This is a genomic window from Bradyrhizobium sp. SZCCHNS3016 (genome assembly GCF_032484535.1).
Classification (GTDB): domain Bacteria; phylum Pseudomonadota; class Alphaproteobacteria; order Rhizobiales; family Xanthobacteraceae; genus Bradyrhizobium.
Genome location: NZ_JAUETE010000011.1, coordinates 161,560 through 175,044, shown reverse-complemented (window position 1 = coordinate 175,044; position 13,485 = coordinate 161,560). Strand labels below are relative to the sequence as shown.

The window sequence follows — 13,485 nt, the reverse complement described above, 5'->3', positions numbered from 1 at the left end:
AAATCCCGGCGACATTGATATCCGGCAGTGTTCGCCCGCCCGATGGGCACATCTTCGGGTGTCAGGCGATGTCGTTGGCCGCGTTCGCGTGGCTGCACTAGGCCGGATTCCGAAAAAACACGGAGAAAATTTCCGCACGACTACGGTTTGGCCGCCAAACAACATGGCATTAGCTAGACTTTGTTAACCTTTTCCACAAAATATTCACGTCACGTTGCGTTGATTCGTGCCGAGTGCGTCCGTCCCCTTATCTCGCGGGCTCCCCCATGACACATCGACCGGACGTGGCTTGCAGCCGCGAACTGGCTGCACGCTGGTGCGCGCTTGCCGAAAGGCGCCTGGACCATCTGACCGAGCTGTTCCAGAGCGGCCGCTGGCGCCGCTACTACACCGAGCAGTCGCTCCTCGACGATATCCGGCAAGCCAAGGCCGCGGTGCAGACCTGGCAGGCGCTATCCCGCGCCGAGCCCGAGCAGGTGAGCATCGTGCCGAGCCAGCGGCCGGCTGCGATGGTGGCTGCGCCCGCACGCCTCGCCGAGCCGGAGCCGATCAAATTCCGTCTCCACGAGAATCATCCCATCGAGCGGCGCCCCATCGCGCTGCCGCCCTCGCTCGAAACCATCCTTGCGGAGTCCAAGATCATCGTCGAGCCCGAGATCGAGCTGGCCGCGGATGATCTGGAACCGGACGACGTCATCGAACCCGACTATGTGTCCGAAGATGCCATCGCGCCGGAGCCGACCGTCGCGCCGTCCCGCATCGACATGTTCGCCCTGGAGCAGGCGTTGAGCATCGGCATTCAATCCGACGCCGAGTATGACGAGCCGGTGGTCGATCTCGACGCCATCGAGCGCCGCTATCCCGCGCTGGCGGTCGCGTTCTAGGCGCAGGGCGAGCTCCAGACCCACTCCGCATCGCAGCCAAGGGGGCCGCAAGCCGCCCTCAATCTGGTCACTTGATTTCAAGACCGAATGGTTCATATATCGGTGATGAGCCGCCAGACTCCGATGCAGTTGCCGCGTGGGCGCCCGCGAAGTTTCGACATGGACGCCGCTGTCGAGCGGGCAATGGGTGTGTTTTGGTCGCGTGGCTATCACGCGACGGCGCTGCCTGATCTTCTTCAGGCGACGAAGCTCTCGCGTGGCAGCCTCTACGCCGCGTTCGGTGACAAACACTCGCTGTTCCTGCTCGCGCTTGACCGTTACATCGCCGATGCCCTGGCCCGGATGGATACCGAGCTCGACCCAAGCAGGGAGCCGGTCGACGGCCTGCGGGCCTATCTTGCCGGCTACGTCGACCGCACCTGCGGGGCCAATGGTCGGCGCGGCTGCCTGCTGGTGGCGACAGCCATGGAGCTTGCTGGCCAGGACACCGAAGTTGGTCGGCGCATCGCGAGTTTCTTCAAGGCCATGGAGATCCGGGTGGCGGATGCACTGTCCCGCGCGAAGATGGCGGGCAAACTGGCCGAGGGTGTCGAACCTTCGAGTGCCGCGCGAATTCTCGTCTGTTTCGTTGAGGGGCTGCGCGTGGTCGGAAAGACGGGGCCGGCGCCGATCACATCGCAAGCCACCGTTGACGCGCTTCTCGACCGCGTCATTCGATAGAGACCGTTGAGCGCCTTGTTGTTGAGCCGCCTATATCTGGACTGATCAGTCCTTAAATGGAGAATGCCATGACCATCGTCCAGATTCTCTGCTCGGTGGCCGTTCCATTACTGTGGGGTTATCAGTTCGTCGTCATCAAAGTGGGGGTGACGGAGTTTCCGCCGCTATTCTTTCTCGCGCTTCGATTTCTGGCCATCGCGCTGCTGCTCGTTCCGTTCGTCAAAAGGCCGACGCGTCAACAGCTCGGTCACATCGCAGTCATTTCCGTTTTCCTGGGCGGCCTGAACTTCGGGCTGTTCTATGTTGGTCTTGGGCTCGGCTCGGGAAGCATGTCAGCCGTCGCCTATCAACTCGCCACGCCCTTCACCGTCCTGTTGGCGTGGCCGCTACTGGCGGAGAAGCCGTCCCTCTCCACATGCGCTGGAGTAGGGCTTGCATTCGCCGGCGTGGTCGTGCTGGCGGCCGAGCCGGGTCTGACGGCAAACGTGCTCCCGCTGCTGCTGGTGGTTGGCGCAGCCTTCGCATTCGCGGTGTCCAACGTCCTGACCAAGCGCTACGGCCCTTTTGAACCGCTGATGCTGATGGGATGGTCGTCGCTGCTCACCGTGCCGCAAGTCATGGTCATGTCGTCGTTCCTCGAATATGGCCAGGTGGCGAGCCTTGCCGCGGCGGATGAACGCGGATGGCTGGCGCTCGCCTACACGGTCTTCATCGGCGGAATTGTCGGGTTTGGCGTCTGGTTCTGGTTGATCGCCCGCTACTCCATGAGCCGCGTCGCACCGTTCAGCCTGCTGCTTCCGGTGTTCGCCTTGATCTCGAGCGTATTGTTCCTGGACGAGCGGTTGACACCGAAGCTGATTGCGGGCGGGCTGCTGGCGATCACCGGCGTCGCGATCACACAAGTGAGGCCGAGCGCTCGGCCGATTTGAAGCGGCGGCTCAGCTTCGTCGCACCGCGTTGCCGCTGACCAAGAGCTGCGCATAACCTTGCGTCCCGTCGCGCGTCAGGTCCGATGTCACCGGCTTGATGTGATCGAGCCCGATCACCGCGCCGCGCGGGGTGCCGGAGATCATGTTGTTGCTGACGAGCGCCGTGCCCGCGCCCGGAATGACGGACACGCCGACGCCCGCGAGCGCATTGCGAATGACGTTGCCGGAGATCACCACGTCCCTGAGATATCGGCCCCAACCGGCGACGATGCCGTAGGACGGGGCATTCTCGACCACGTTGCCGGTCACCGCGGAGTCCGCCTCGACATAGATGCCGATGCCGGCATCGTCGTCAGGTGCTGTGCCGATCGGCCGCTTCGGGATCAGATTGCGGATGATGTTGCCCTGGACCACCGCGATGCGGCCGCCCTCGTTGAAGTTGCAGACGGAGACGCCGAAGGCGGCACCATCCACCGTATTGCCTGAGATGACGGCGCCCTCGAATGCGAACTCCGAGTAGAGCGCGACCTCGCGCACGTCGCTGACGCTGTTGCCGACGATCTGGATGTTCGAGGCCGAGTTGCCGCGCACTGCCGAGTAGTCGCAGTTCCTGATGCGGTTGCCGCTGATGATGACGTTGCCGGCGCGAAAGGCGTTGATGGCGTTGCCGTACTGGCCCGAGCCGCCGGGGCCGGCCTTGATGTCCTCGATCCGATTGTCGAGCACCATCGTGCCGTCGTCTCCGATCGCAGTGCGCAGGATCTCGATGCCGTTGTCGCGGGTGCCGTTGATGGTGTTGCGCGACACGATCAGGCCGAGCGCGTCGAACGACACGATCGCGGTGACCGCGATGTCGGTGATCACGTTGCCGCTGACGTCGCCCGAGACCTGCTCGAGCCAGATGCCGCTGCCGCCGGAGCGGGTGATCTCGCAATCGGAGATACGGGCGTCGCGGCTAGCGGCGACATGGAGCAGGCCGCGGCGCTGGGGCAGGGTGATGCCGCCGCCGTCGAGCGCGATGCCGCTGACGCCGAGGCCGTCAGCGCCTTCTGCTGACAGCATCGACGGGCCGCCACCGGTGAACACGAGCTTGGTGGCGCCGCGGACGCCGACCAAGTGGCTGCCCCTGGCGAGGCGCAGCATCGAGGTCCGGTAGGTGCCTGGCGGCAGCGCCAGCGGCGCCTGCGCGCGGGCGGCCTCGTCGATCGCACGCTGCAGCGCGCGGGTCTGGTCGTCGGGACTGTTGGGCTTGACGCCATACTGTGTGGCGTCGCGCCCGAGCGCGGAGATCAAGGGGGCGGCCTGTGCGGCATCCGCCGGCAGGGCCAATGCCCCGGCGGCGCCGGCAGCCGATCCAGCCAGAATGCGGCGGCGATTGACATCCATGGTCAGCGTCTCACGCAAAAGATGATGTGCGTCCACGACTTAAGCTGAAAGCCTCAATGCTGATGCTGAGGATGAGCGCCTGCGCCCGGGATTGTTGGCGGTAGGGTTAAATCTTCACGTCAGATCGCCGCTGGCGTGGGGTTGCCCGTCGAACCGGTGAGCCTCTCCCGAGGGAACCAATGGGACTCGCGGACATTGTTCCCGCAATGGATCGGCGAGGAGAGGGTCATGCATCTGTCCAATGAGAGTCTACTGGTTATTCTGTTCGTCGGCATCGTCGCCGGGTGGCTCGCGGGCCGCGTCATGGAGGGCGGCGGTTTCGGCCTGATCGGCGACCTGGTCGTCGGTCTCGTCGGCGCCTTCATCGGCAACTGGCTGTTGCCGCAGCTCGGAATCCATCTGGGCGTCGGACTGGTCGCCGCGATCATCAACGCCTTCATCGGCGCCGTGGTCCTGCTGCTCCTGCTGCGCCTGATCGGCGGGGGATTTGGCGGTCGGCGCCGTTGGAGCATCTGACACGGCGCTCACGGTCAGCGGTCATACCACTATCGACGTCAGCTCGTGCGACAGGTCGCCTGTCGCACGAGCTTGACCAGCTCCATCAGCATCGCTTCGCCGGCATCGACCAGCCCCTCCAGCGTGATGCGCGAACTGCCTTGCGGCAACGCCATGCCGGCGCGCGGCAAGGGAGGAATATGGATGAAGGCGGCGACCCGCGGCCCTTCGGCGGCCTTGGTCGCCTCGATCGCGCGCCAGCTCAGATAGTTGCAGAGATAGCTGCCGGCATCGCGCGAGGCCCGGGCATCGATGCCGGTGGCGCGCGCCGCGCGCAGCAGCCGCGCCATGTGCGGACCGAACGTCGCCGGATGTGCGCCCGGCGCGATCACGCCCTTGCGCGCGACGTGGCGATCGGCATCGGGGAAGGTCGTGGTGATCGCATTGCGCGCGCGGGTCTCGATGCGCAGGTATGATGTTCGCCCGGCGAGGCCGAACATCAGGAGCGCATGCGGGCGCCGCTCGGCGATCAGGGCGGGCAGCTCGCGATCCACGGTCGCATAGGTCACGTGAAAAATGTGGCTCGTGATGTCGACGTCGTCCAGCGCCGGCCGCCGCAGCTCCGACAGCCGCCTCACCAGCGGCATGGTCGGATTGGACGGCGCGCCGGGAAACGGGCCGAAGCCGGTGATCAGGATGCGCGGCCGCTCGCTCATGTCAGCATCTCCGCGAGCTGCTCGGCGGCCAGCGCCGGCGCGACGCGGCCCTCGGCGACGTCGGTCTCCAGCTTCTTCACTTTCGCGCGGACGGACGGATCGGTGCGCAGCCGCGCCATCAGCCGCTGCTCCAGCATGGTCCACATCCATTTCACCTGCTGGTCGCGCCGCCGGGCGGCGAACTCGCCGGAGGCGATCATCGCCTTGCGATGATCGAGCACCTTCTGCCACAGCTCGGCGATGCCCGTGCCTGATATCGCCGAATAGGTCACGACCGGCGGATGCCAGTGCTCGGAGCGGGGGCTGAGCAGATGCAGCGCGCCGCGATAGTCGGCGGCGGTGATGTTGGCGCGCTTGACGTTGTCGCCATCGGCCTTGTTGATCGCGATCATGTCGGCGAGCTCGACCAGGCCCTTCTTGATGCCCTGCAGCTCGTCGCCGCCGCCCGGCAGCATCAGGGCGAGGAAGAAATCGGTCATGTCGCAGACCGCGGTCTCGGATTGGCCGATGCCGACCGTCTCGACCAGGATCACGTCGAAGCCTGCGGCCTCGCACAGCAGCATCGCCTCGCGCGTCTTGGCGGCGACGCCGCCGAGCGTGCCGGACGAGGGCGAGGGCCGGATGAAGGCGTGCTCGTGGTGCGACAGCCGCGCCATCCGCGTCTTGTCGCCGAGGATCGAACCGCCGGTGCGCGCCGAGGACGGATCGACCGCGAGCACCGCGACCTTGTGGCCCTGTCCGATCAGGTACATGCCGAGCGCATCGATCGTCGTCGACTTGCCGACCCCCGGCGAGCCGGTGATGCCGACCCGGATCGCATGCCCCGTCCGTGGCAGCAGCGCCTGCACCAGCTCGCGCGCGGCGGCCTGGTGGTCGGCGCGGCGGCTCTCGACAAGCGTGATCGCGCGCGCCAGCGCGGCGCGGCTGCCGGTGCTGATATCGTCAGCCAAGGCCGTCGTGCTTGGCAGAGCAGGGGAGCGGGAGGACATGCGCCCGTTATAGCGGATGCGCGCGGCGCGGCCAGCTAGTTCTCCTCCGCATCGCCCTTCGGCCGGCTGCCGCCGAAGATCGCCTGACCCTCCGCGCTGAGATAGGACTTCAGCGATTCCCACGGCACGAAGGCGACATAGTCGCCCTCGGCATAGGAACCCACGGCGTAGGGCGGATAATGGAAGGTGAGGCCCGAGCTCTTGCCGGCCACGGTCGAGGGCGCGAGCGTCACGGCGCCGATGCCGAGCAGCTTCGGCTCGATGCCCTTCGACCACCACTCGTCGGTGTCGCCGGCGTCGCGCGCCTTCTTCTCCGCCCGCAGCGAGGCGATGATCGCCTTGCTGATCGCGGTCATGGTCGGACCGTTGTCGGCGGTCTCGTTGAAGAACGGGCGGATCGAGATGCGCTTGGCGGCGGCCTTGTCCCAGAGGATGGTGTCGACCGTCCGGTTGGGATGGGCGCCATGCGTGTCCATGTAGTCGTTGCGCAGCACGCTGACATAGCGATCGGCGACGATCGAACGCACCGAATAGTCGCGGCCATAGGTGTAAGGGCCGTCGCGGAACAGTTCCTTGTCCGCCTTGTAGTCCTTGGCGGCGTCCGCGGCCTGCTTGTCCATCCACTTGCGGCCTTCGGCGAGGCAATTCGCGGCGAGCGCCGGATCGGCCTTGATGTCGGCACTCAGCGTGACGCTGGCCTCGGCGGCCTTGGTCTTGATCGACGCATCGGGCTTGGCTTCGGCGGCGATCGCCGGCGAGAGGGTGAGCAGGCCGAACAGGGCGGCGACAAGCAGTTTGGTAGAATACATGAGACTTGTGATCCGGGTTTGGTTGTCTGTGCGCGCACGTACCGCAAAGGTTCGATCGTGCCCAGATCGAACGCGCGGCGATTGATTACAGCGCGTCAATAGCTCGACGCTCTCAGGAATGGACGCAAGACAATGTCGAGATTCCGGGTTCAAGGCCTTTGGCCTGGCCCCGGAATGACGGTGGGGTGTGACGCAGTCGGACTACTCCGCCGCCTCGCTGTGGCCGAGGCGCGCATTGAGCTTTTGGATCAGCTCCTCGGCGGCGTCGGCGATGACGGTGCCCGGCGGGAAGATTGCCTCGGCGCCGGCCTTGTAGAGGGCGTCGTAATCCTGCGGCGGCACGACGCCGCCGACGATGATCATGATGTCCTCGCGGCCCTGCTTCTTGAGCGCGGCCTTCAACTCCGGCACCGCGGTGAGATGGGCGGCCGCCAATGACGAGACGCCGAGAATGTGGACGTCGTTTTCGACCGCCTGCCGCGCCGCCTCGTCGGCGGTGGCGAACAGCGGCCCGATGTCGACGTCGAAGCCGATGTCGGCGAAGGCCGACGCGATCACCTTCTGGCCGCGGTCGTGGCCGTCCTGGCCGATCTTGGCGACCAGGATGCGTGGCCGGCGGCCCTCGGCTTCCTCGAACGCCTCGATCAGCGCCTGCAGCTTCTCGGCTTTGCCGGACATGGCGGCGATCTCCCGCTTGTAGACGCCGGTGATGGACTTGATCTCGGCGCGGTGGCGGCCGAACACCTTCTCCAGCGCGTCGGAGATCTCGCCGACGGTGGCCTTGGCGCGCGCCGCGTCGATCGCGAGCGCCAGCAGATTGCCGTTGCCGTCGCCGGCCGAGCGCGTGAGCGCCGACAGCGCCGCATCGACCTCGGCCTGCTTGCGCTCGGATCTCAGCCGGCTGAGCTTGTCGATCTGCAGCCGGCGGACGGTGGAATTGTCGACCTTGAGCACGTCGAGCGGCGGCTCATCGGTTGGCCTGAACTTGTTGACGCCGATCACCGACTGGCGGCCGGTGTCGATGCGGGCCTGCGTCTTGGCCGAGGCCTCCTCGATGCGCAGCTTCGGCACGCCGGCCTCGATCGCCTTCGCCATGCCGCCGAGCTCCTCGATCTCCTGGATGTGGCCCCAGGCCTTTGCGGCGAGATCGCGGGTGAGGCGCTCGACGTAGTACGAGCCGCCCCAGGGATCGATGATGCGCGTGGTGCCGCTCTCCTGCTGCAGGAACAATTGCGTGTTGCGGGCGATGCGCGCGGAGAAGTCCGTCGGCAGCGCGAGCGCTTCGTCGAGCGCGTTGGTGTGCAGCGACTGCGTATGGCCCTGGGTCGCCGCCATCGCCTCGACGGCGGTGCGCACGACGTTGTTGTAGACGTCCTGCGCGGTCAGCGACCAGCCCGACGTCTGGCTGTGGGTGCGCAAGGACAGCGAGCGCGGATCCTTCGGGTTGAACGGCTTCAGCAGCTTCGCCCACAACAGCCGCGCGGCGCGCAGCTTGGCGACCTCCATGAAGAAGTTCATGCCGATCGCCCAGAAGAACGACAGCCGTGGTGCGAAGCGGTCGACGTCGAGACCCGCGGCGATGCCGGCGCGCAGATATTCGACGCCGTCGGCGAGCGTGTAGGCGAGCTCGAGATCCTGCGTCGCGCCGGCCTCCTGCATGTGGTAGCCGGAGATCGAGATCGAGTTGAACTTCGGCATCTTCTGCGAGGTGAAGGCAAAGATGTCGGAGATGATCCGCATCGAGGGCGACGGCGGATAGATGTAGGTGTTGCGCACCATGAACTCTTTCAGAATGTCGTTCTGAATGGTGCCCGACAGCTTTTCCGGCGGCACGCCTTGCTCCTCGGCGGCGACCACGAACAAAGCGAGGATCGGCAGCACCGCGCCGTTCATGGTCATCGACACGCTCATCTGGTCGAGCGGAATGCCGGCGAACAAGGTTCGCATGTCGTAGATCGAGTCGATCGCGACGCCGGCCATGCCGACATCGCCGCCGACGCGCGGATGATCGGAATCATAGCCGCGATGGGTGGCGAGATCGAACGCGACCGACAGGCCCTTCTGGCCCGCGGCGAGGTTGCGGCGGTAGAACGCGTTGGAATCCTCCGCCGTGGAGAAGCCGGCATATTGCCGGACCGTCCAGGGCTGGTTGACATACATGGTCGGGTACGGACCGCGCATAAACGGCGCGATGCCCGGCCAGGTGTCGAGGAAGTCGATGCCGGCGAGATCGGCCTCGCCATAGGCGGGCTTCACCGGAATGCCTTCGGGCGTGAGCCACGGCTCGGCTGGGCCTGCGGGAGCCGGCGTGGCCGTGGGCTCGAACGCGATCGCGGTGAAATCGGGAATGCGGCTCATGGCCCGGCGTCCTCGTCTCAATCGTGGTCCGGATGCTGATGGCTGACGATGGTCGCCATCTTCTCCGGTCCATAGTTCTGTTGTGTCGTCTGGCTCGGCAGATTGGCGATCGCGACCACCCAGCCAAGTCGCGACTCCGAGCCATATTGTCGCGTCGGCACCACCCGGTCCGGCCGGTCGAAGCTGCCGGTCATGATCTCGATCCGCGGCCCATCAATACGCCCGAAGCCGAGCGGCGTGCCGCAGGCGGGACAGAAGAAGCGCTCGGCGATCGTGGATGAACGGAACGCGGCGGGCTGACCGCGCGTCCAGGCGAAGTGCTCGCGGTCGATCTCAGCGAACGAGGCGAACGGCGCGCCGGAGGCTTTCTGGCACATCCGGCAATGACAGATGCTGACCTTGTTCGGCGTGGTCTTGAACGCGAAGCGGACGGCACCGCATTGGCAGCCGCCGGTCAGGAGAGGCTTGGTGTCGTCGGTCATGCTCACTCCAGATGCGTATAGGCGTCTTCGAGCGTCTTCAGCGCGTCGCCGCCGGCGGACACGAAGCTGCCGATTCCGGCCTCGCGCAGCGCGGCCTCCTGCTCGCTGCCGCGGCCTGCCAGATAGATATGTCGCGCGCCCGCGGCCTGAAGGGCCTTGGCCGCCGGAACCGCGGCGTCGGCATAGACCTTGTCGGACGAGCAGAGGCAGGCGATGGCGGCGCCGGAGGCGCGGAAGGCGGCAGCCAGCGCGGCCGGATCCGAAGCGCCCGCGCCATCGATCGCCGCGATGCCGCCGGCCTCGAAGAAGCTGCGGGCGAAAGTCGCGCGTGCGGTGAAATCGGCGGCGGTGCCGAGATTGGCGAGGAAGATCGAGGGGCGCTGTCCCTTGCTCTTCAACAGGGCGTCGGAGCGATCACGCAGCTTCTCGAACCCGTCTGCGAGACGGATAGGCGCGAGCGCCGTGAAGGTGAGCGCAGCCTTGGCTGTCGCCTGCGGAGCCAGCGGTGCAACCGCTTCGACCGCGACTTCGGCCTCGTTGAGATTTGGAAACTCGCTGGCGCCGGTCAGCACGTCGCGACGCCTGGCGATGTTGGCATTCCGCGCCGCCTTCACCGCGGCGACCTTGGACTGGATCAGCCCAGCCTGCAAGGCAGCCACGACGCCACCGGCCTTTTCGATCTCCTGGAACAGTGCCCAGGCGGTAACGCACAACTCGCTGGTCAGCGCCTCGATGCCGCCGGCGCCGGCGGAGGGATCGGCGACGCGGGCGAGATTGCTCTCCTCCAGCAGCACCAATTGCGTGTTGCGGGCGACACGGCGCGCGAACGCGTCGGGCAGGCCGAGTGCGGCCGTGTGCGGCAGCACCGTCACGGCGTTGGCGCCGCCCAATCCCGCCGCGAACGTCGCAATGGTTGCGCGCAGCATGTTCACGTAAGGGTCGCGCCGGGTGAGCATGCGCCAGGCTGTCTCGCCCGAGATGAAGAGCGGCTTCGGTGCCAGCCCGCACGCTTCCTCGATGCGCGCCCACAGCCGCCGCAGGCTGCGGAATTTTGCCAGCGTGAGAAACTGATCGGTGTCGGCGGCGAGCCGGCCATAGATCATGCCGCGCGCGGTCTCGAGCGCGATGCCTTCGGCTTCGAGCGCCCGCAGATAGGTGACACCAGAGGCGAGCACGAAAGCGAGCTCCTGCGCCTCCGATCCGCCGGCGTCGTGCACGACCCGGCCGTCCGCGGCGAAGAACGGGCCTTTGAAGCCGGCCTCGTGCAGTTGCTTGACCAGCGCGCCCGAGTTGCCGCCGAGCATCGATGCGTCATGTGAGCTTGCGCCGCGACTGGCAGCATCCCCGATCGGATCGAGGCCGAATCGGATGTCGCAGCCAGCGGCCTCGACGCCGCGCTGGTTGACGTAGTCGGCGAGAAGCGAGGCGGCCGAGACCGATTCACCGAGCTGCAATTCGATTGCAATCGCAGCATCGAGATGCACGCCGTCGAGCGCGCGCGCCACTGCGTCGGCGCTGGCGGCGAGGCCGAAGCCGTGTGCGGCATTCGACCCGGCGAACACCAGCGACAAGCCGGTCGCGCCGTTCTCGAGGTCGATCAGCGCCTGCGCATTGGCCTTGGCCGGATCGGGATGATCGACGCGCTGCATGATCTGCCATGGCGCCGATGCTGAGCGGCCTGCGACCGGCGCGGCATGCTTGGCGCGCGGATAGATCGGCTGGATCTGGAGCCCGTCATAGGTCTTGCCGACCAGCTTCTCGAAAGCCGCGCCCTTCAGCACGCCATCGACCAGCTTGCGCCAGTCCGCCTCGCTGGCCGGAGCAAAATCGGCAGCCAGTCGCAGATCGTCGGTCTCGGTCGTCATGTCGGCACGCGTCTCCCGGGGCGTCTGTTATCGCGATTGTTGTGGCGCAAAATGCCACGTCAGGGGGGCCAAGCCAAACGGTTGTTTGGCCGGAGACGTCAGCTATTCGGCTGGCAGCGGCCGGATTCCGTCGCGCGAAACGGCGCGCAGGGCCTCATCGACCCGGCGGCCGGCAATCCGTCGCGCCGGCACGATCTCGGCCAGCGGCACCAGTACGAAGCCGCGCTCGAACAGCCGGGGGTGTGGCAGCGTGAGATCGGGCGTGTCGATCGCGACGTCGTCATAGGCGATCAGATCGAGGTCCAGCGTCCGCGGGCCCCAGCGCGTCTCTTGCGCGCGATTGCGGCCGAACATGCGCTCGACCTGGTGCAGAATGCCGAGCAGCGGCCGTGGGGGCATCGCGGTCGCGATCTCGATGCAGGCATTGATGAAAGGCGGCTGCTGCTCCTCGCCCCATGGCGGAGTGATGTAGTCGGACGACCTCGCGACAAGCGCCGCCGAGGCGCGCGCACAGATTTCCGGAATGGCGCGCCGGAACGTCGCCCTGACGTCGCCGACATTGCCGCCGAGAGCAATCAGCGCGCTCGCCATCGCCGTCATGGATGCCGCGAGCGCGTCAACACGACGCCGACATCCTCGAAGATGGCGGCGATCGGCGCATGCGGCTTATGCACCGTGACCTTGACGGCGCGAATGCGGGCGAAGGTCGACAGGATCGCATCGGCCACCGCGCCGGCCGCGCGTTCGAGCAGGCGGTAGTTGACGTCCTTGAACGCCGCGGTCGCGGTCTCCACTACGTCGGAATAGGACACGGTGTCGGCGAGGCGGTCGCTGCGCGAGGAGTCCGACAGATCGGTGTAGAGCTCGAGGTCGATGACGAAGCGCTGGCCGACCTCGCTCTCATGTTCCATCACGCCATGACGCGCGTGGATGAGAACGCCCTTGATGAAGATCGTGTCGGTCATCCCAGTGCCTCGATTGCCGCGGCCACGCGCACGGCCTGAACCGTCTCGGCGACGTCATGCGCCCGGATGATTGCAGCACCGCGCCGAGCCGCAATCAGATGCGCCGCGATCGAGCCGCCGAGCCGCTCCTGCGGCTCCGACGCGACCACGGTGCTGATGAAACGTTTTCGCGACGCGCCGACCAGCAGCGGCAGCCCGAAGCGCGCGAATGCGTCGAGCCGCGCCAGCGCGGTCATGCTCTGCTGCGCCGTCTTGCCGAAGCCGATGCCGGGATCGAGCACGATGTCACCAATGGGGATGCCGGCCTTGGCGGCGGTGTCGAGCGAGCGCGCGAAGAAGCCCAGCATGTCTTCGATGATGTCGATCTCCGGGTCGACGGCAGCGCGGTTGTGCATCACCACGACCGGCGCGCCATGCGCGGCGACGATCGTGGCCATCGCGGGGTCGCGCTGCAGACCCCACACATCGTTGGCGATCGCAGCACCATGGTTCAGCGCGTAGTCTACAACTTGAGATTTCATGCTGTCGATCGACACGGGGACGCCGAGTGCGACGATCGCGGGCAGGATCGGCTGCAGGCGCGCCAGCTCCTCCTCGGCCGTGACCGGCACCGCGCCCTTGTAGGGCCGGGTGGACTCGGCGCCGATGTCGATGATGTCGGCGCCGGCCGCGATCATGCGCTCGGCCTGCGCGATCGCCCGCTCCGGTGCATCGAAACGGCCGCCGTCCGAGAACGAATCCGGCGTGACGTTCAGGATGCCCATCACCGCCGGGAATGGACGCGCCAGCCACGGCCGCAGCAGCGGGTGGCTCGACGTGAGGTCCGAGGCGGAGTACGGCGAAATGGCGCTCATGGGCGCCGCTTTGCGCGGTTGCCACCGTCAAGT

14 protein-coding genes are annotated in these 13,485 nt (G+C 66.6%); 4 read left to right on the top strand and 10 right to left on the bottom strand.

Annotation, left to right across the window (positions count from 1 at the left end; genetic code table 11):
* Positions 1-266: 266 nt before the first annotated feature.
* The 3 genes from QW881_RS21520 (at position 267) to QW881_RS21510 (ending at position 2,533) form a co-directional block, all read left to right on the top strand.
* Positions 267-884 carry a TIGR03809 family protein gene (locus QW881_RS21520; protein WP_316159022.1) on the top strand — a complete coding sequence of 206 codons (618 nt, stop codon included), beginning with the start codon at positions 267-269 and terminating at the stop codon, positions 882-884.
* 123 nt (positions 885-1,007) lie between these two features.
* Entirely contained in the window at positions 1,008-1,604 is a 597-nt protein-coding gene (locus QW881_RS21515) for a TetR/AcrR family transcriptional regulator (RefSeq protein WP_315756579.1), read from the top strand.
* Positions 1,605-1,672: 68 nt separating this feature from the next.
* Positions 1,673-2,533, top strand: a complete 861-nt coding sequence (locus QW881_RS21510) for a DMT family transporter (RefSeq protein ID WP_316159021.1) — start codon at positions 1,673-1,675, stop codon at positions 2,531-2,533.
* A gap of 9 nt (positions 2,534-2,542) precedes the next feature.
* Here QW881_RS21510 and QW881_RS21505 read toward each other — a convergent pair whose 3' ends face one another.
* The gene (locus tag QW881_RS21505; protein ID WP_316159020.1) at positions 2,543-3,919 is read right to left on the bottom strand and encodes a TIGR03808 family TAT-translocated repetitive protein; all 1,377 of its coding nucleotides are present in this window, start codon (positions 3,917-3,919) and stop codon (positions 2,543-2,545) included.
* A gap of 228 nt (positions 3,920-4,147) precedes the next feature.
* On the opposite strand from QW881_RS21505, the gene QW881_RS21500 reads away from it, so the two are divergent.
* Positions 4,148-4,435 carry a GlsB/YeaQ/YmgE family stress response membrane protein gene (locus QW881_RS21500; RefSeq protein ID WP_315739884.1) on the top strand — a complete coding sequence of 96 codons (288 nt, stop codon included), beginning with the start codon at positions 4,148-4,150 and terminating at the stop codon, positions 4,433-4,435.
* Positions 4,436-4,473: 38 nt separating this feature from the next.
* Here the strand turns inward: QW881_RS21500 and QW881_RS21495 are convergent, their stop codons facing one another.
* The 9 genes from QW881_RS21495 to folP all read right to left on the bottom strand — a co-directional run bounded on the left by QW881_RS21495 (position 4,474) and on the right by folP (position 13,452).
* Positions 4,474-5,130: a pyroglutamyl-peptidase I gene (locus QW881_RS21495; protein ID WP_316159019.1), complete on the bottom strand. Its 657-nt coding sequence runs from the start codon at positions 5,128-5,130 to the stop codon at positions 4,474-4,476.
* Positions 5,127-6,119: a methylmalonyl Co-A mutase-associated GTPase MeaB gene (gene meaB, locus QW881_RS21490; protein WP_316159017.1), complete on the bottom strand. Its 993-nt coding sequence runs from the start codon at positions 6,117-6,119 to the stop codon at positions 5,127-5,129. Before meaB ends, QW881_RS21495 begins: the two co-directional genes overlap by 4 nt.
* Positions 6,120-6,154: 35 nt before the next feature.
* A complete protein-coding gene (locus QW881_RS21485) occupies positions 6,155-6,928 on the bottom strand; it encodes an RsiV family protein (RefSeq protein ID WP_316159016.1) in 774 nt (257 codons plus the stop codon).
* A 201-nt stretch (positions 6,929-7,129) separates the two neighbouring features.
* The gene (gene scpA / locus QW881_RS21480) at positions 7,130-9,286 is read right to left on the bottom strand and encodes a methylmalonyl-CoA mutase (RefSeq protein ID WP_315756505.1); all 2,157 of its coding nucleotides are present in this window, start codon (positions 9,284-9,286) and stop codon (positions 7,130-7,132) included.
* A gap of 17 nt (positions 9,287-9,303) precedes the next feature.
* A complete protein-coding gene (locus QW881_RS21475) occupies positions 9,304-9,768 on the bottom strand; it encodes a GFA family protein (protein WP_315716096.1) in 465 nt (154 codons plus the stop codon).
* Positions 9,769-9,770: 2 nt separating this feature from the next.
* A complete protein-coding gene (locus tag QW881_RS21470; protein ID WP_316159014.1) occupies positions 9,771-11,633 on the bottom strand; it encodes a methylmalonyl-CoA mutase subunit beta in 1,863 nt (620 codons plus the stop codon).
* Between the two features lie 102 nt (positions 11,634-11,735).
* The gene (gene folK, locus QW881_RS21465; RefSeq protein ID WP_315756578.1) at positions 11,736-12,224 is read right to left on the bottom strand and encodes a 2-amino-4-hydroxy-6-hydroxymethyldihydropteridine diphosphokinase; all 489 of its coding nucleotides are present in this window, start codon (positions 12,222-12,224) and stop codon (positions 11,736-11,738) included.
* Positions 12,225-12,229: 5 nt separating this feature from the next.
* A complete protein-coding gene (gene folB / locus QW881_RS21460) occupies positions 12,230-12,598 on the bottom strand; it encodes a dihydroneopterin aldolase (protein WP_009028138.1) in 369 nt (122 codons plus the stop codon).
* Positions 12,595-13,452: a dihydropteroate synthase gene (gene folP, locus QW881_RS21455; protein ID WP_315756503.1), complete on the bottom strand. Its 858-nt coding sequence runs from the start codon at positions 13,450-13,452 to the stop codon at positions 12,595-12,597. Before folP ends, folB begins: the two co-directional genes overlap by 4 nt.
* Between the last annotated feature and the right edge of the window lie 33 nt (positions 13,453-13,485).